14 protein-coding genes and 1 tRNA gene are annotated in these 17,299 nt (G+C 38.9%); 10 read left to right on the forward strand and 5 right to left on the reverse strand.

The window, feature by feature from the left end; genetic code table 11:
- Positions 1-377: 377 nt before the first annotated feature.
- The gene (locus BFL47_RS18570) at positions 378-1,430 is read right to left on the reverse strand and encodes a PepSY-associated TM helix domain-containing protein (RefSeq protein ID WP_069661297.1); all 1,053 of its coding nucleotides are present in this window, start codon (positions 1,428-1,430) and stop codon (positions 378-380) included.
- Positions 1,431-1,879: 449 nt separating this feature from the next.
- On the opposite strand from BFL47_RS18570, the gene BFL47_RS18575 reads away from it, so the two are divergent.
- From BFL47_RS18575 to BFL47_RS18585, 3 genes are all read left to right on the forward strand, one after another.
- Positions 1,880-2,647 (forward strand): DUF4262 domain-containing protein, encoded by a 768-nt coding sequence (locus tag BFL47_RS18575; RefSeq protein WP_069661298.1) that lies wholly within the window; start codon positions 1,880-1,882, stop codon positions 2,645-2,647.
- A 166-nt stretch (positions 2,648-2,813) separates the two neighbouring features.
- Positions 2,814-3,308, forward strand: a complete 495-nt coding sequence (locus BFL47_RS18580; RefSeq protein WP_069661299.1) for a DUF6252 family protein — start codon at positions 2,814-2,816, stop codon at positions 3,306-3,308.
- Between the two features lie 217 nt (positions 3,309-3,525).
- Complete coding sequence (locus BFL47_RS18585; protein WP_069661300.1) at positions 3,526-4,110, forward strand: recombinase family protein; 585 nt, start codon at positions 3,526-3,528, stop codon at positions 4,108-4,110.
- A gap of 132 nt (positions 4,111-4,242) precedes the next feature.
- On the opposite strand, the gene BFL47_RS18590 is transcribed toward BFL47_RS18585, so the two are convergent.
- The 3 genes from BFL47_RS18590 to BFL47_RS18600 all read right to left on the reverse strand — a co-directional run bounded on the left by BFL47_RS18590 (position 4,243) and on the right by BFL47_RS18600 (position 8,171).
- A complete protein-coding gene (locus BFL47_RS18590) occupies positions 4,243-4,746 on the reverse strand; it encodes a YdeI/OmpD-associated family protein (RefSeq protein WP_069661301.1) in 504 nt (167 codons plus the stop codon).
- Positions 4,727-5,905, reverse strand: a complete 1,179-nt coding sequence (locus BFL47_RS18595) for an AIR synthase related protein (protein WP_069661302.1) — start codon at positions 5,903-5,905, stop codon at positions 4,727-4,729. Before BFL47_RS18595 ends, BFL47_RS18590 begins: the two co-directional genes overlap by 20 nt.
- Before the next feature lie 91 nt (positions 5,906-5,996).
- A complete protein-coding gene (locus BFL47_RS18600; RefSeq protein ID WP_069661303.1) occupies positions 5,997-8,171 on the reverse strand; it encodes a glutamine synthetase III family protein in 2,175 nt (724 codons plus the stop codon).
- 287 nt (positions 8,172-8,458) lie between these two features.
- Between BFL47_RS18600 and purL the strand changes: the two genes are divergently transcribed.
- The 5 genes from purL to fbp all read left to right on the forward strand — a co-directional run bounded on the left by purL (position 8,459) and on the right by fbp (position 13,539).
- Complete coding sequence (gene purL, locus BFL47_RS18605; protein ID WP_245681411.1) at positions 8,459-10,720, forward strand: phosphoribosylformylglycinamidine synthase subunit PurL; 2,262 nt, start codon at positions 8,459-8,461, stop codon at positions 10,718-10,720.
- On the forward strand, positions 10,721-11,110 hold the full coding sequence (gene gloA2 / locus BFL47_RS18610; RefSeq protein ID WP_069661304.1) for an SMU1112c/YaeR family gloxylase I-like metalloprotein: 390 nt from the start codon (positions 10,721-10,723) through the stop codon (positions 11,108-11,110). It abuts the gene before it with no gap.
- A 133-nt stretch (positions 11,111-11,243) separates the two neighbouring features.
- Positions 11,244-11,975: a tRNA1(Val) (adenine(37)-N6)-methyltransferase gene (locus BFL47_RS18615; protein WP_069661305.1), complete on the forward strand. Its 732-nt coding sequence runs from the start codon at positions 11,244-11,246 to the stop codon at positions 11,973-11,975.
- Positions 11,976-11,993: 18 nt separating this feature from the next.
- Positions 11,994-12,488, forward strand: coding sequence for a metallophosphoesterase family protein (locus tag BFL47_RS18620; protein ID WP_069661306.1), 495 nt, complete (start codon positions 11,994-11,996; stop codon positions 12,486-12,488).
- A 19-nt stretch (positions 12,489-12,507) separates the two neighbouring features.
- A complete protein-coding gene (fbp, locus tag BFL47_RS18625; RefSeq protein WP_069661307.1) occupies positions 12,508-13,539 on the forward strand; it encodes a class 1 fructose-bisphosphatase in 1,032 nt (343 codons plus the stop codon).
- Between the two features lie 2 nt (positions 13,540-13,541).
- Here fbp and rnhA read toward each other — a convergent pair whose 3' ends face one another.
- Positions 13,542-14,000, reverse strand: a complete 459-nt coding sequence (gene rnhA, locus BFL47_RS18630) for a ribonuclease HI (RefSeq protein WP_069661308.1) — start codon at positions 13,998-14,000, stop codon at positions 13,542-13,544.
- A gap of 161 nt (positions 14,001-14,161) precedes the next feature.
- On the opposite strand from rnhA, the gene BFL47_RS18635 reads away from it, so the two are divergent.
- Together BFL47_RS18635 and BFL47_RS18640 are read left to right on the forward strand one after the other, a co-directional pair.
- A tRNA-His gene (locus BFL47_RS18635) sits at positions 14,162-14,237 on the forward strand.
- Positions 14,238-14,591: 354 nt separating this feature from the next.
- The gene (locus BFL47_RS18640) at positions 14,592-17,267 is read left to right on the forward strand and encodes a TrlF family AAA-like ATPase (protein WP_069661309.1); all 2,676 of its coding nucleotides are present in this window, start codon (positions 14,592-14,594) and stop codon (positions 17,265-17,267) included.
- Positions 17,268-17,299 lie beyond the last annotated feature (32 nt).

Here is a 17,299-nt window from a genome sequence, read left to right on the forward strand (position 1 = left end):
AATCGTGGAGGGCGTAGCCCGTATGCATACGTATCAATTATCCTAAGTGCGACAAAAATCATTGAGATAATGGAGAGCTTTAGCGGCAAAATGCTTATTCATGAATTCGTTTTTATAAGATTCACAACCTATGATATAGTCTATCACTATTCCCTGGTTTTCTTGTAAAGTGTGAGATGTCTCAGGAAAAGACCGTTTATTGATAATAATCTTGGTACTTAGATGGATAGCTCAGACATGATCGACTTCGCTTTCTGACTAACACTTTCACGAGTCCATTAATATTAAGAATTATCATTGCACCATCTTTGAATATGAAGTTCAGACTTGCAATGTCTTATGATACCACATTTAAGCACCCTGTACATTTAGTAATTTCAACCTGTGGTGCTGCTAACGGCTCTTTTCTTACTCTTCCATAGAATAAAGCCTGTAATGGTAAGTGTCGGAGCGCTTAAACCCGCAAAAGAAAATAATAGTTTCATTAAAAAGCTGTCAAACTCAACTAGATGAATGACACCAACAAAGCTAGCAATTTTAGTTTTCAGGCTACCTTCTGAAGTAAGCTTTAGCGGATTAATCTTACCTGTAACAAGGTCCACTGTAATCTCATTATAGTATTGTGTCCAATAGAATGCAGCCCCTTTCACTTTGCCATTAATCATCAGGGGTTGGCCTCCTCTTTTAGGAAACCTGATATAAGTAGGTGTAAAGTTTGGATATCTTGACGTGACTACCCGTATAATGCTATCTAATGAAACCTTAACTGGTTGAGATGATGCTGTGTTGATGGTCCCGTGGTGGCTTAGGTTATCAAAGCTTATCAATAAACCAGTTACTACCAAAAGTAAGTTTAACAGCAATGCCCAAACCGCGACATACCTGTGCAGGGAAGAGCTGAATGCCTTTTTGGGTCGCCATTTGAACGGAGCTTTGAAAATCAAGACTTTTAGAATGTTCTTTCTGTAAATGAAAATGCCCGTAGTAAGTGAAGTAAAAAAAATAAGCCCGAACACAAAAATGGCTAATTTTCCGAAGCTGCCACCTTGCAATGAATAGTGAAGGTCGAGGAGCCAGGTTGACCAGGTTGTATTCTTATCCTGTTGTTTTAAAATAGAGCCATTTGAAGGGTGAGAAATGACTATCCTACTTTCCCCTTTCTTTCTGATACTAAAGACCAACGCCTGACCGGGAGTAGCTGAATAACGGGTTAACCGGGTTTCATAATCCGGGAATCTTAACTGAATAATTCTGTACGCTTTATCAATTGAAACAGGTGCCTGATTTTTTATTTGCCAAACAGCCCTATGTTCTAATGAATCAATTTCATTATGAAATACTAATAGTGCTCCGGATAAACCAAGTAAAAGAATGAAGATGCCAGCTATCAAGCCACACCATTTATGTATTGAGTAGAGCTGCCATTTCATTACGTGTAAGATGCGTTATAAATTGATATCTATAGACTTAAAAATTCTCGTTTTCGTAGACAATATAAGAATAAACTTTTCATAAATGCGTTTTGCCTAGTTAAATGAATTTGTTTTAATCGTTGCACAGTGTAGGTGTTAATACGATCTTACCCTCGCATTATTCCCTCCTTACTTGGTAATATTTAAGCCAGAGTCTCATTATTCCACCGTTTCTTGATAATTGCAGTTTACAATATATATGTGCATTCTAATTCAATTTCAAATCATTTGACGCACTTGGTAATTAGTTTCCCCAATAAATTTTAATGGATTGTTTTAGATTTGATTTATTAAAAGGATTTAACTTATTAGACCTGTACTCCCAAATTGAGTGGATAGGTCTGATAGCTTCAGACCTTTCTATAAGTTATGGGCAACCATAGGACGACACGTAGCCAACGAAAATAATGACAACAGAAAACGAAAATAATTGCATAGATAAAGACGATTTAATCAATAACACCACATTGAACATTGACAAATTTGGACTTCAGGTGATTATGGTTGGTTCGACAAGTTATAACCCTTCGTTCGCTTACAGTATTGGTTTGACACAGACATATAAACACGCAGAAATTATATGTTTTGGACTTCCAAACGATCTTGGACACGCTATCATTAACGACTTAGCCGAAATAATTAAAAAGGGAGAAAAAATAGATACGGGGAAGATTTATACTGAAATTTTCCAGGACAGCAGAGCAGCATTTATAAAAGTTGATAAAAGAAACATTGCAGATTATTTTGGTGCAGCCTTAAACTACTATGGGGACAAAGGTTTTGACGCATTGCAAGTTGTTTGGACAGACCGCAATGACAAATTCCCTTGGGAAGATACTTTTGAAGAAGAGTTTTTATACAAGCAACCACTTCTTGACAGGAACAAAGATTTTAAGTTTTACGAATCCAGAAACTTGACAACATTTACAACTCGACAATGGCTTGACGAGAAGAAACCAATTTTAAGGGTTGTTCACGACAGTGACGGAGACTGGCAATTTTTGACAGGCGACCAATTTCCAGAAGACATAAAAATCGTTGCATTGGAAGAACTAATTAAACGGGACAGCACATTAAATGATGTGTTTGACCTTGAATATGGAGAAGAAGCTGAAAGAGATTTTATTGGCGGACAATGGATAATAAAAAAATTTGAACCTGATGATGAAGATTAGAACGGCACTGCGTAACAGGCAGAGAATCGAGTATTTAAAAGGAATGCTAAGAATAAATCCTGTGGCGAAGCCGTGGCGCTTTTGTACTTTCTTTTAATTTACCCCAATACTGTCAAATATCAGTTATTTTTACATACATTAAACCACTCTTGTCACTCAGATACATATGATTAAATTATATATCGCACTTTTTGCTTGCTTAACACTAACCCTTGCCTGTAAGAAATCAAACAATGAACCTGACTCGGGATTTAAGTGCAAGTTAAACGGCAAAAAATGGAGACCTTATAATGACGATTTCAAATCCCGGGAAGCGGAAATTCATTTGCAAAATAACGGACAAGAAATTTTCATACTGGCTACAAACTCACGCTCCCTTGAAGCTATTGGTGTAGGAATTTATACTCCGGGCAAACGCATACTCCCGGGTAAGTACACTCTGGATGGTAAAACGGGTCCTAGGGGATTTTATGATAATAACGCAACACATGAGTCTTTTTATACACAAAGTGGCTATGAAGGGGTATTGGAAATATTAAAAATAGATACTGTAAAATTACGAATTAGCGGCACTTTTTATTTTAAGGCTTATGATGAAACTACAAAATTGTCGGTAGATGTTACCAAGGGAGAATTTAATCTTGCATATGTAACGTATTAACATACCAATACTACTGTAACGCCTATCTGTATCATAAAACCCTCCTTTTTTGAAAATCGATTGTTGTCCCTGAGGTACCGCAACTGAACATACCAAATCTCTCCCTATTAAGCCTGATCGATCTTTTTCTTTTTTGCCGATTATCATAAACTCATTCCATTAATCAAAGCGTTTTTTAGTATTTTTGATAATGAGTTTTTGATAATAATTTTATTACATGAAAATAGGCTACGCAAGGGTAAGTACATCAGATCAAAATCTAGATCTTCAATCTAGAGCGCTTACAGAATATGGATGCACAACAATCTATCAGGAAAAGATTTCTGGGAAGAATACAGACAGACCGGAACTTAAAAATCTTCTTAATAATCTTAAAAAAGGCGATCAGGTTGTTGTTTGGAAATTGGATCGGCTTGGCCGTTCTCTAAGGGACCTGGTTGACCTGGTTGCACTTTTCAATGAAAAGGAGGTGAATTTTATCAGCTTGCATGACCACATTGATACCACTACAGCTACCGGTAGATTTACTTTTAATATTTTTGCATCTTTAGCAGAATTTGAAAGAGAAATTATACGTGAGCGTACTAAAGCGGGGCTTGATGCTGCCAGAGCAAGAGGGAAAAAGGGAGGGAGACCAAAAGGCTTATCTCCTGAAAACCTGCAATTGGCATTGACCGCACTTGATCTACATGATACAGGAAAATATGCAATTTCTGAAATAGCTAAAAGGCTACAGATGCCTATAGCCACCTGTTATCGATATATCAAATATGTAAAAGAAGATAAGGTAGCTGACGTTTAAATAACTTGCTGAGCGGTGATTCGTTTACCCAACAGAGATTTTATTTAGAGATGGTCAAACCTTTAACGTGCCGTTTTATAATATGATGTAAGAATGAACTTTTATGAATTCGTTTTAACCGTTACACATGTGTTATTCTTTTGGTTGTTGATAATGTAACAGACCCGCTTTTATTTTATAGGCTAAATCCAGACATCGTTTGATACGCGTGTCGACACTTTTTGCTGTGCGGATATAGTATAAAATTCCACGTTTATGGCCCGGTAATAAAGCATCGAACATAGACCTGAAATGATCGTCCTGGTTTAATACTTCCAGAAGTTCGTCCGGGATTTCCAGTCCGTCGTTCAAATCTGAGCGAATCGATACTACAAATGGAACGTCCGTAAGGAGTTTATGTTTTTTAATAAGCTGTTTGCTGGCCATGATAACATAGCGGTCTTCCCGGGGGTTGAGGGCACAAGGGAACTCCTCTAGTCCTTTTATGGAGCACAGGATCCTGATCGCCCCTTTATTTTCCCTGAAGAGGGTACAAACATCTAATGGAACAGGTATGACATGATGGACCATTGACCCTTCAACAGGTTGAAGGACTGCCTGAAACTCCGCTTTTTTATTAGTGATAGACGAACTCACCAAACTCAGATTGAATGGTTAATTGTTTTTTATCTGAAACCTCTACATGGCCAATGATTTGTGCAGCTACATTGAAGCTTTCTGAAATGGCAATAATCTCAGCTGCTATTTCTTCCGAAACATAGATTTCCATGCGATGCCCCATATTGAATACTTTGTACATTTCTTCCCAGCTGGTGCCTGATTCGTCTTTGATCAGTTTGAACAATGGGGGAAGAGGAAACAGGTTATCCTTGATGACATGCAGATTATTAATAAAGTGCAGCACTTTGGTTTGTGCACCACCACTGCAATGTACTAAGCCATGGATTTGTGAACGGTATTGTTCTAAAACTTGCTTCAGAATCGGAGCATAGGTACGCGTAGGAGAAAGTACCAGTTTACCTGCGGTAATGCTTTCGCCATGTCCAAGATCTATTTTATCAGTCAGCTTTTTGTTGCCGGAGAAAACCAGGTCGTAAGGAACAGAAGGGTCGTAACTTTCGGGATAGGCAATGGCTACGGATTTATTGAATACATCGTGACGGGCAGAAGTTAATCCGTTGGATCCCATTCCTCCATTGTATTCGGTTTCATAACTGGCCTGTCCGAAGGAGGCAAGTCCCACGATAACATCTCCAGGTTGAATAGTATGGTTGGATATGATGTCGGCTCTTTTCATGCGGCAGGTTACGGTAGAATCGACAATCAGGGTGCGCACTACATCGCCCACATCGGCAGTTTCGCCTCCTGTGGAGTGAATACCAATTCCCATTTCGCGAAGTTCAGAAAGGATTTCTTCAGTACCATTGATGAGGGCTGCTACAACTTCACCAGTAACCAGGTTTTTATTTCGCCCGATTGTAGAAGAGAGTAAAATGTGGTCGGTTGCACCAACACATAACAGGTCATCAAGATTCATGATGATTGCATCCTGCGCGATGCCTTTCCACACAGAAAGATCACCCGTTTCTTTCCAATATACATAGGCCAGAGAAGATTTGGTACCTGCGCCATCTGCGTGCATAATATTACACCATTCTTCATCGCCACCCAGGATATCCGGAATTACTTTACAAAAAGCTTGTGGATAGAGTCCCTTATCAATGTTTTTTATGGCATTATGCACGTCTTCTTTTCCAGCAGACACGCCTCTTTGGTTGTATTTAAGATCTGACATCAGCAGCAAAGATAAGCCTATGTGCTAAAATAAAAAAGCCGGCATTGCCGGCTTTTTTATTAAATATTAGTAAATCGTCTAAAATGAAGGACTATTTGATAAATAGGAGCTCACTTAGCTTAGGAAGAGGCCAGCATGAATCGGCAACAATCTGTTCCAGTTTATTTACATGGTAACGGATTGGATCAAAGAAAGACTTTACTTTTTCGTCATAAGCGATTGCTTTGTCACGTGAATCTTCCACTTTGTTCGCTGTCTTGCGCTCATTGATCATATCAGTCGTGCTCGTTTTAATGAAATTGACATGATAGGAGATCTTTTTAATGATTTCCATTTGAGCGGCATAGGTTTCTTCGTCCAGACCAAGGTCTTTTAATCCTTTAACGTTATCGATTAACGTAGTTTGGTAACCAATAGCTGCCGGGATGATCACGTTATTTACCATATCGCCCATTACTCTGGCTTCAATCTGTAATTTCTTGAAATAACTTTCTAAAAGAATTTCATGGCGGGCCACTGCTTCGCGTTCGGTATAGATGCCTAAATCTTCGAAAAGGCGTTTTGTTTTATCGGTAAGCAGAACATCTAAAGCTTTCGGAGTGGTTTTGATATTAGAAAGTCCTCTCTTCTCTGCTTCAGCAGTCCATTCATCCCCATATCCATTACCTTCAAAGCGGATTGATTTGGATTCCTTGATATAACGTTTGATCACGGTCATCAGGGCAACATCCTTTTTCTCGCCTTTTTTCAAAAGCTTGTCCACTTCTACTCTGAACTTATTCAGCTGATCAGCAACAATCGTGTTTAACACAGTCATCGGATTAGCCGAGTTTGCAGAAGAACCAACGGCACGAAGTTCAAACTTGTTACCAGTAAAGGCAAAAGGTGAAGTACGGTTACGGTCGGTATTATCTAAAAGTATTTGAGGTACTTTAGGAATATGTGTCCATAAAGCAGGTTCCTGCTTCATTTTGCTGGTTACGCGGGAGGTTTCAATTTCGTCTAAAACGTCGCTTAACTGACTTCCAAGGAAGATCGAGATGATTGCCGGTGGAGCTTCGTTTGCACCCAGACGGTGGTCATTACCTACAGAAGCAATAGACGCGCGAAGCAAATCAGCATGTTCGTATACCGCTCTGATTGTATTAACAAAGAAGGTAAGGAACATCAGGTTGTTCTTTGGTGTTTTACCCGGAGCAAGCAGATTTTTGCCTGTGTTGGTAATTAGCGACCAGTTATTATGTTTTCCGGATCCGTTTACACCTGCAAATGGTTTTTCGTGCAGCAACACTTTAAAGTTGTGGCGACGGGCAACTCTGTCCATAAGATCCATCAACAATTGGTTGTGGTCAATAGCCAGGTTAATTTCTTCATAAAGAGGAGCACATTCAAATTGAGAAGGTGCAACTTCATTATGACGTGTTTTTAAAGGGATACCCAATTTCAGAGATTCTGTTTCGAAGTCCTGCATGAAGGCGAGTACGCGTTCAGGGATAGATCCAAAATAATGATCTTCTAATTGTTGATTTTTAGCGGACATATGTCCAAACAATGCTCTACCTGTGATATACATATCCGGACGCGCATTAAATAAGGCCAAATCAACAAGAAAATATTCTTGTTCGATACCCAGAGAAGGAGTTACTTTCTCAATTCCTTTATCGAAATACTGGGCAACGGAAACGGCAGCTTTATCCAGCGCACCTAATGCTTTTAGCAGAGGAGCTTTGTAATCCAATGATTCACCCGTGTAAGAAATGAATACGGTAGGGATACACAAAGTTTTACCCATTACGAAGGCTGGGGATGAAGGGTCCCATGCGGTATATCCACGCGCTTCGAAAGTAGTTCTTATGCCACCATTCGGGAAGCTGGAAGCATCAGGCTCTTGTTGAGCCAATGTTTCGCCAGAGAATTTCTCCATACCATAACCGTCACCGGAAGGTTCAAAGAATGAATCATGTTTTTCTGCGGTTGTACCGGTTAAAGGTTGAAACCAATGCGTATAATGTGTTACACCCAGACTCATTGCCCATGCTTTCATGGCTGAGGCTACTTGCTCTGCAATGTCACGATCTATTCTTTCGCCATTATTAATGGAATTATCTATACTTTGATAGGCATCTTTAGAAAGATACTCTTTCATTTTTCTTTTGTCGAAAACGCTTGAGGCGAAATAATCAGAGATTTTAGACGAAGGAGAATTGACTTCAGGAACAGTCCTGGTTAGAACGGCATTTAATGCCTGGAATCTAAGACTTGACATGATTGTTAATTTTTTTTAAAATATTTAAATTAAATATTCGAGATTGGGTCAAAAGTTAATAAAATCCAGTTAAAAAGCTAATAATGTTTGAAAAAAATGATGAATGTTACTAAATTAGGTCAAAATAGTGGAGGTTAAGGTGTATTACTACCTGATTTGATGAAAATTGGAAAACCATTTGTAAGATTTGATGATCAGTTCAATTCATCTTTAGTGCGTGTGTTTTGTTCCGTGTTTCATGCTGATTTCCAGTATTTGAAAATCAGCTTTCTATAATCAGCTTGTTTTTGCTATTTTTGCGCTTCCCATCAAACGTTATTGCTTTGGAATATAATCAGCTTACAACATTAGAAACAGCAAATGACCTTGGTTTAAGACCAGAAGAATTTGAACGTATTAAAGAAATATTAGGCCGCACGCCTAATTTCACTGAACTATCTATATTTTCAGTGATGTGGAGCGAACATTGTTCCTATAAGAATTCAATAACCTGGTTAAAGACTTTACCAAAAGACGGACCCCGGATGCTTGCTAAGGCAGGTGAGGAGAACGCCGGTATGGTTGACCTGGGTGATGGTATTGCTTGTGTATTTAAAATAGAATCTCATAATCATCCTTCCGCGCTTGAACCCTATCAGGGTGCTGCAACTGGAGTAGGAGGTATCAATCGTGATATTTTCACTATGGGTGCCCGTCCGGTTGCTCAATTAAACTCACTTCGTTTTGGTGATATTAATCAGGAGCGTACCAAATGGTTAATTAAAGGTATTGTAAAGGGTATTGGCGATTATGGCAATGCCTTTGGAATCCCAACCGTTGGTGGTGAAGTATTTTTTGATGAGTGTTATAATGTGAATCCGCTGGTAAATGCCATGTCTGCCGGGATTTTGAAGGTTGGCGATATGGTATCAGCCACTTCATACGGTGTGGGCAATCCTGTATTTATAGTAGGTTCTGCTACAGGAAAAGATGGGATCCATGGTGCCGCTTTTGCTTCTAAGAATATTACGGAAGATTCGGTAAACGATCTTCCATCCGTTCAGGTTGGTGATCCTTTCCAGGAAAAGCTGTTATTAGAAGCTTCGCTGGAGGTCATTAAAACTGGTGCTCTAGTGGGTATGCAGGATATGGGTGCTGCGGGAATTATCTGTTCGAATTCAGAAATGTCTGCAAAGGGTGAACATGGAATGCGGATTGACCTGGAGAAAGTTCCAATGCGTCAGCCGAACATGGAGCCTTTTGAAATTCTATTGTCTGAGTCACAGGAGCGCATGCTGATTGTGGTGGAGAAGGGTAGAGAGGCTGAGATTCATGCGGTGTTTGACAAATGGGATCTGAACTGCGTACAAATAGGAGAGGTTACTGCAAATAGACGTTTAGAGTATTACGTGAATGGCGTACTGGTAGCTGACGTTCCTGCTGACGACCTGGTTTTGGGTGGTGGTGCTCCGGTTTACGAACGGGAATACAAAGAGCCAGCCTATTTTGAAGAGAATAAGAAATTCAATATAAACGATATAACAGAGCCTGAGGATTTGAAGGTTGCAGCAATGCACCTGATCTCTCATCCAAACATTGCATCAAAACGCTGGGTAACTGAGCAGTATGATTCTATGGTTGGAGCGGCTACGATTACTACTAATTTTCCTAGTGATGCAGCGTTGACTAGCATTAAAGGAACTAATAAGGCTTTGGCTTTAACGATCGACTGTAATTCAAGGTATGTATATGCTGATCCTCAAAAGGGGTGTGCGATTGCAGTTGCTGAAGCGGCCAGGAATATTACCTGTGCGGGTGGTGAGCCTGTTGCGATTACGAATTGCTTGAACTTTGGTAATCCTTATGTGCCGGAAGTATACTGGCAATTTGTGAGTGCTATTAAAGGAATGTCTGAGGCTTGTATTAAATTTGAAACTCCGGTTACAGGTGGTAATGTTAGTTTTTATAACCAGTCTACAGATGACGGTCCCGTTTTTCCTACTCCTGCAATTGGTATGTTAGGGATATTGGATAATGTAGAAAACAGGATGTCCCTTGATTTCAAAAAAGCAGGTGACTTGATTTATCTGATCGGCGAAAGCAAGAATGATATTTCTTCATCTGAATACCTGGCCTCATTTCATAAAGTATCGGCCTCTCCGGCTCCTTACTTTGATTTGGATGAAGAGTATGACATGCATCAGGTAGTTAAACAACTGATCCTTTCGAAAGTGATTGAGTCGGCACATGATGTGGCTGATGGTGGTTTATATATCACGCTGCTGGAATCTGCGATGCCTCGGAATTTAGGTTTCACTATTGAATCCGATGATGAGGTAAGGAAAGATGCTTTCTTATTCGGTGAAGCACAGGGACGTGTATTGGTTTCTGTACAAGCGGATAAAGAAGAAGAGTTTGTGGAATTGATGGCAACTTCGGAAGTGGAATTTAGTTTGTTGGGAACGGTATCGGAAGGTGACCTTTTGGTTGACGGAGAATTGTTTTCTACGGTTCAGGAATCGAAAGAGGTATTTGATAATGTGTTGCACAATATATTAGGACAGGCATAAATGTTAAGTATAAACGCAGTACATCATGTGGCTATAATTTGTGCTGATTATTCAGTATCAAAGCGTTTCTACACGGAGGTATTGGGTTTTAAGATTATAGCGGAAACGTATAGAAGTGAAAGAAAATCGTATAAGCTCGATCTGAAAGTGAATGAACACTTTCAGATCGAGCTTTTTTCGTTTCCGGATCCGCCGGCGAGAGGATCCCGACCTGAGGCATGTGGATTGAGGCATATTGCTTTTTTGAGTACAGATATTCATGGGGATGTGGCGGCTTTGGAAGCTTTCGGAATCTTTGTGGAGCCTATTCGAACAGATGAGTTGACGGGTAAGTTGTTCACCTTTTTTGCAGATCCGGACCAGTTGCCTATTGAGCTTTATCAAAAATAGAATTGAGAATAGAGGTGGTTTCATACTACTATGCTCAATCGCTTAGTTTTGTTTTATCAGAAATAGAATGAAGTTTAGAGGTCTTTTTATACTAATTTACACCATCGCTTAGGTCAGCTTTATCAAAAATAGAATGAAGAATGTATTTCGCTTTAAGCAGTTTAGTGTAGATCAGACTGGTTGCGGAATGAAAATCAATACTGATGGCGTGCTTTTAGGTGCGCTGGTTGGGAGTCCGTTATCTGGCCGAATTTTAGACATCGGTACGGGTACAGGAGTGATCGCTCTGATGCTTGCACAGCGCTTCCCTCTTTTAGAAGTTGATGCGGTTGAGATAGACGCCTCGGCAGCTGAGCGAGCTTCTCAGAACTTTTTAGAATCTCCTTTTTCTTCCAGGCTTCAGTTGGTCAAGGGATCCTTTCAGGAGTATTCCAATTCTAATCCTAGTGTTTCGTATGACCTTATTGTAAGTAACCCTCCATTCTTTCTGAAATCGTTAAAGAACCCTGACTTGCAAAAACAAGTGGCGCGGCATGCGGCAGAAGGGTTTTTTAAGGAGCTGATTGCGTTTGCTGAACAGCATTTGAATAAGTTGGGAGGGGAGCTGTGGCTTATTCTTCCGGAAGAGGCTTATTTGGAGACTTGTAAATTGGCTATAGTTGCCGGGCTTTCGTTGCATAAGCGAATTGAGGTGCGATCATTTAAAGAAGATCTTCCGCATCGTCAGGTAGTTTGTTTTGGCTTTTCAGAATCTTTTGAACGTGCCGATTTAACTGTTGAAGCTTCGCTGGTCATTTATGATGCCCCCAAAATTTATTCTGAAGCATATAAAATGGTGCTTCGTGATTTTCTTATTATATTTTAGCTTTATCAATACCAGGATATGAAACGTATAGGTCTTTTGTCGGATACCCATGGGTATCTGGATGATGCAGTGTTCAAACATTTTGATGAATGTGATGAAATATGGCATGCCGGAGATTTTGGCAATATCGAATTAGCAGATCAACTGGCGGCCTTTAAACCCTTGCGGGGAGTTTATGGAAATATAGATGGGAAGGATGTCCGGATCTCCTATCCTGAAGATCTCCGGTTTAAATGCGAGGAAGTAGACGTATGGATGACGCATATTGGTGGATATCCCGGTAAATATGATAACAGAATAAGGACAGAATTATACAATAAGCCCCCCAAATTGTTCATTTCTGGACATTCGCATATACTAAAGGTAATCTTTGACAAAAAGATTGGTACTTTACACTTAAATCCCGGCGCAGCAGGAAAACAAGGATGGCATAAAGTGCGTTCTCTGCTTAGGTTCTCTATATCTGAGGAAAAAATTCATACCTTAGAGATCATAGAATTAGGGAATAGATAATGTAAAAAATACACTAAGTATGTCAGTAGTAAAAACACTAGGTCAGTTTATCATTGAAAAACAAAAAGACTTTCCCTATGCAAAGGGTGAGCTATCCCGCTTATTACGGGATATCGGTATTGCATCTAAAATTGTAAACCGCGAAGTAAATAAAGCAGGCCTTGTAGACATCCTCGGAGAAGTAGGTACTTATAATACACATGGGGAGTCGCAGAAGAAACTGGATGTATTTGCAAATGATCAATTCATTTCTGCGTTAACGATAGGCGGAGAATGTTGTATTGTTGTGTCGGAAGAGAATGATGAACCGGTTTATATCAGTTCGGATGTTTCAAAGAATGCGCGGTACATTGTGGCTATTGATCCACTTGACGGTTCTTCTAATATTGACGTAAATGTTTCTGTAGGAACTATCTTTTCTATCTATAGGAGATTATCTACAGAAGGACCCGCAAAGATCGAGGATGCCCTTCAAAATGGCACCGAACAAGTAGCTGCAGGTTATGTAGTATACGGTTCATCTACGATGTTGGTTTATACGACAGGAAAGGGCGTGAATGGCTTTACTCTTGATCCATCGATTGGTGAATTCTGTTTGTCCCATCCGGATATGAAAATCCCTAAGGATGGTTTCATTTATTCCCTCAACGAAGGTAACTATGTCCATTTCCCTCAGGGCGTAAAGAATTATTTAAAATATTGCCAGGCTGAAGATATCGAAACGAAGAGGCCTTATTCTTCGCGTTATATCGGTTCTATGATTGCTGACGTGCATCGTAATTTGCTGAAGGGCGGGATCTTTATTTACCCAAGCACAGCAAGTGCCCCAAGAGGGAAATTGCGCTTGGTTTATGAAGGTAATCCTATGGCGTTTATTATTGAGCAGGCGGGTGGTAAGGCTTCCAATGGGTTCCAGAGGATATTGGATACTGAGGTGGAATCGTTGCATCAGCGTTCTCCTATATTTATGGGCTCTGAAAATATGGTTTTGAAAGTTGAAGAGTTGATGAGTATACACTCTCCTGAATTAGCCCCAAAAGAAATGATGTAACTCTACTTGGATTCAGATTCGAAGACTTCATCAATAAGTAACTTGTCTCGTTGTTGAGCTGCTGCGACCGCTAAACGGTCGCAGCGTTCGTTTTCAATATGTCCGGCATGACCTTTCACCCATTGAAAAAATACCTTATGTGTTTTATAGATTTTTAAGAAACGCATCCAGAGGTCTTTATTCTTTTTACCGGCAAACCCTTTAGTTACCCAGCCAAACACCCATTTCTTTTCAACCGCATCAATCACATACTTCGAATCCGAATAGATGACTACTTCTTGTCCGGGTTGATGAATAGACTCCAGACCCGTAATAACAGCCAACAGTTCCATCCTGTTGTTTGTAGTCTTTCTGTACCCTGCTGACAGCTCTTTGTAATGTGGTCCTGATTTTAATACCACCCCATATCCACCGGGACCAGGGTTACCACTTGAAGCACCATCAGTAAAGATTTCGATCATTTGTATTGAATTTAAGGTGGCAAAAATAGGAAAGTAAAGGGGGTTTCGGAAAAATAAGGTACTGTGGAAGATGAATGAGGTTCAGGATAAGGGAGTTAATAAAAAATTAAAGTTAAATTTGGATTATGTAATAAATGCACTATTTTTGCAGGACTAAACACGGTGGTTTTAGCTCAGTTGGTTAGAGCGCCTGATTGTGGTTCAGGAGGTCATGGGTTCGAGACCCATATCCCACCCCCGGTTTATAAAGCCCTTCATCGTAAGATGAAGGGCTTTTTTTATGGGTTAGGTAAATATTTACAATTGAGAATTGCGACATACACATCAAGTGGGGTGTTATACTTTTTTAAATAATTTCCGAACATGATAGTAGTGTATTACAGACATAGCCAAAGGTATCATATGTTTTTTAACAATATGAAAGACAAATTATGAATGGATTTCATATACTGAATCTAACTATTCAAATAAAGACATTTATAAAAGATTTAAACCTATAAGTAACTACTTGACGTTTAATTCACTCATATTATATATATTTTATTCATATTTGGCTTAATCTAAACACTTACTATTCCTAAGATTACACCAATGACACTATCATTTTCTGATTTAAACTCAGGCGCGAAGTTCGTTCGTGCTGATATGCACATTCATTCCTTCGGCGACGAGGGCTCATTTGATGTTACAGATAACACAATGACTCCTGAAAATATCGTAGATACGGCCATCCAAAAGAAACTTTCCATAATTGCAATTACTGATCATAACGAGGTTGGAAATGTTAAAAGAGCTGTCAAACATGCAGAAGGAAAAGATCTAATTGTTATTCCCGGCATTGAAATAAGTACTACACAAGGTCACCTTTTAATTTATTTTGAAAATTATCTCAATTTAAGAAATTTTTTTGGCAAATTGACAATTGCGCAGAATCGAGAAACTTGTTCTCAAGGGATTTCTGAATGCCTCACTTTAGCAGGACATTTTGGTGGAATTGGAATACTTGCGCATATTGAACTGGGATCAGGTTTTGAGAAAGTAATCAATCGTTTTGGCCCACCGATGGAGGAAATCATAGTTCACCCAAATTTGTGGGGTCTTGAGATTTCAGATAAAGACAGTGTAAATTTCTATTCAGATCAAGATAGTAGCCCTGACCGCAAAAGGTTATTAAACCTAAGACGAGAAAAGCTATTATTATCTAGTAATTGGGAATTTCCAATATTGATGTCTTCAGACTCTCATATGCTAACTAAGTTAGGTATTAATGCAGATGGTGACAAGAGATTGACTAGAATAAAAATGGATAGTCTTTGTTTTCACGGCTTCAAGATTGCTTTACAAAATTGCACCTCCAGGATAAGATTGGAAAATTTTATCCCTGACAAAACTCCCTGCTTTGTAGGTATTCAAATCGATGGTGGTCTGCTCGACCAACAAAGAGTTTTTTTGAATAAAAATCTCACCTGTATCATTGGGGGAAGAGGAGCCGGTAAATCTACTTTGCTTGAATGTATTCGGGAAACATCAGGTAATACCTCACTTTCCAGTGTAGTCGATAGTGAAGTATGGCCAGACAAGATATATCTTCTATATGAAGATGAAGCAGGACAAGAGATTCTCTTATCTCGGGAAAAGAATGGCGAAGTTACCAATGTTAATGATCCTAATAATGGTATAACTAAAATTGAAATAGAAACATACGGTCAGGGTGAAACTGCTAGTACTGTTCAACATAGCGATAATGACCCAAGCTCTTTGTTAAAATTCTTGGATTCTTTCATTGACTTAGATGTGTTGATTTTTGACCAAGAGGAAGTAAGGCAACATTTACTTATAAACCAAAGTGAAATAAATAAGCTTCGGGTTGATGTTATCAATATAGCAGAGACTGATAAACAAAGACTTCACTATGAAGGAAAGTTGAATCAATTAAAAAAGGACAAAGTTGGCGACTTGGTTCGATTACAAACCGCTTTACTACAAGAAAGAGCAATTAGGAAAAATATTATTGACGACTTGAGAAAACTTGTTTCACAGTATAAAGTCATACTTGAAGATACTTCCATATTTATAGAATTTTCTCAATTAGTTGATACTGAAATTGTTGTAGGTAAGGAGAATTTTACTAATGTTAAACGCATTGTTAACGAATTTTCAGTCATAGTAGCTTCTAAGTCTTCTGAGTTAAAAGTGTCATTAACAGGCAAAATAGCCGAGCTTAAAGTTCAACTTGATGAATGGGGAGCGAAAGAGACTTCAATACAAATTGATATAGACGCCAAAAGGGCAGAATTAATTTCAAAAGGCATACCATTCGATCTTGGAAAAATAAATCAAATCGCTGCTGATGTAGTTCATTATCAAGAAAAACTAAAAGGACTCAAGCTTAAGCAAGCGGCGTTGGATCAATTAATAAAAGAGCGTGCTATACTTTTACAAAAAAGATCAAGAATTATTACAAAGATTTATCAAGCTCGATTAGGATTTGCCATCACAATTAAGGAAAACCTCAAAAATTCTGTTGATGGCTTTTTTGTTGATTTGAAGTTTCTAGAGGGTAAATTTTCTTCCTCTTTTGAAGATGCGATAAAATTAGCAATGGGATGGCGTACATCTCAAGTGCCGAAGGCACGTTTGATTTCTCGTGAATTATCACCATTAGCATTTGCTGCTGGTGTAAAAAAAGGAAATTTAGATTCATTGAAATTAGTTATCGAAAAAGATCAGCGAATTTTCTCTGATCAAGATATAACTAACATACTTCAAACGATTGCAACGAATAATTCTTACGAGGATTTCGAAACGATACCTTTTGACGACTTGCCAATCCTTACTGTTACAAAATTGGTAGATCAAGGTGATGGTACAAGAAAACCTGTTTCTAAAAGCATAGCTCAACTATCTTTAGGTCAGCAGCAGTCTATAATACTGGCTATTTTATTGCACTCCAAAAGTACAATGCCACTATTGATTGACCAACCAGAAGATAATTTAGATAGTGAATTTATTGCTAAGACTATTGTTGAAAATTTGAAAAAGATTAAAGAAAAGCGACAAGTTATAATTGTGACTCATAATGCTAATATTGCAGTATTAGGTGATGCAGAACTCATTGTTCCATTAAAAAGTACAAGTGTTAAGTCTCATATTACATGTATTGGTTCGATTGATAGGGAAGATACGAGAGCTATTTGTTGTGAGGTGTTAGAAGGTGGTGCGCAAGCATTTAAGAAAAGAAGTGAAATTTACGGTTTCAAGCTTTAACCGTATGCATACGCCCAGAGCCATCTATGATC

Source organism: Arcticibacter eurypsychrophilus (assembly GCF_001730525.1).
Lineage (GTDB): Bacteria > Bacteroidota > Bacteroidia > Sphingobacteriales > Sphingobacteriaceae > Arcticibacter > Arcticibacter eurypsychrophilus.

Coding starts and splice junctions, on each gene's coding strand:
- BFL47_RS18570 (WP_069661297.1), bottom strand. CDS start 1,430: ATGAAATGGCAGCTCTACTCAATACATAAATGGTGTGGCTTGATAGCT.
- BFL47_RS18575 (WP_069661298.1), top strand. CDS start 1,880: ATGACAACAGAAAACGAAAATAATTGCATAGATAAAGACGATTTAATC.
- BFL47_RS18580 (WP_069661299.1), top strand. CDS start 2,814: ATGATTAAATTATATATCGCACTTTTTGCTTGCTTAACACTAACCCTT.
- BFL47_RS18585 (WP_069661300.1), top strand. CDS start 3,526: ATGAAAATAGGCTACGCAAGGGTAAGTACATCAGATCAAAATCTAGAT.
- BFL47_RS18595 (WP_069661302.1), bottom strand. CDS start 5,905: ATGTCAGATCTTAAATACAACCAAAGAGGCGTGTCTGCTGGAAAAGAA.
- BFL47_RS18600 (WP_069661303.1), bottom strand. CDS start 8,171: ATGTCAAGTCTTAGATTCCAGGCATTAAATGCCGTTCTAACCAGGACT.
- gloA2 (WP_069661304.1), top strand. CDS start 10,721: ATGTTAAGTATAAACGCAGTACATCATGTGGCTATAATTTGTGCTGAT.
- BFL47_RS18615 (WP_069661305.1), top strand. CDS start 11,244: ATGAAGAATGTATTTCGCTTTAAGCAGTTTAGTGTAGATCAGACTGGT.
- BFL47_RS18620 (WP_069661306.1), top strand. CDS start 11,994: ATGAAACGTATAGGTCTTTTGTCGGATACCCATGGGTATCTGGATGAT.
- fbp (WP_069661307.1), top strand. CDS start 12,508: ATGTCAGTAGTAAAAACACTAGGTCAGTTTATCATTGAAAAACAAAAA.
- rnhA (WP_069661308.1), bottom strand. CDS start 14,000: ATGATCGAAATCTTTACTGATGGTGCTTCAAGTGGTAACCCTGGTCCC.
- BFL47_RS18640 (WP_069661309.1), top strand. CDS start 14,592: ATGACACTATCATTTTCTGATTTAAACTCAGGCGCGAAGTTCGTTCGT.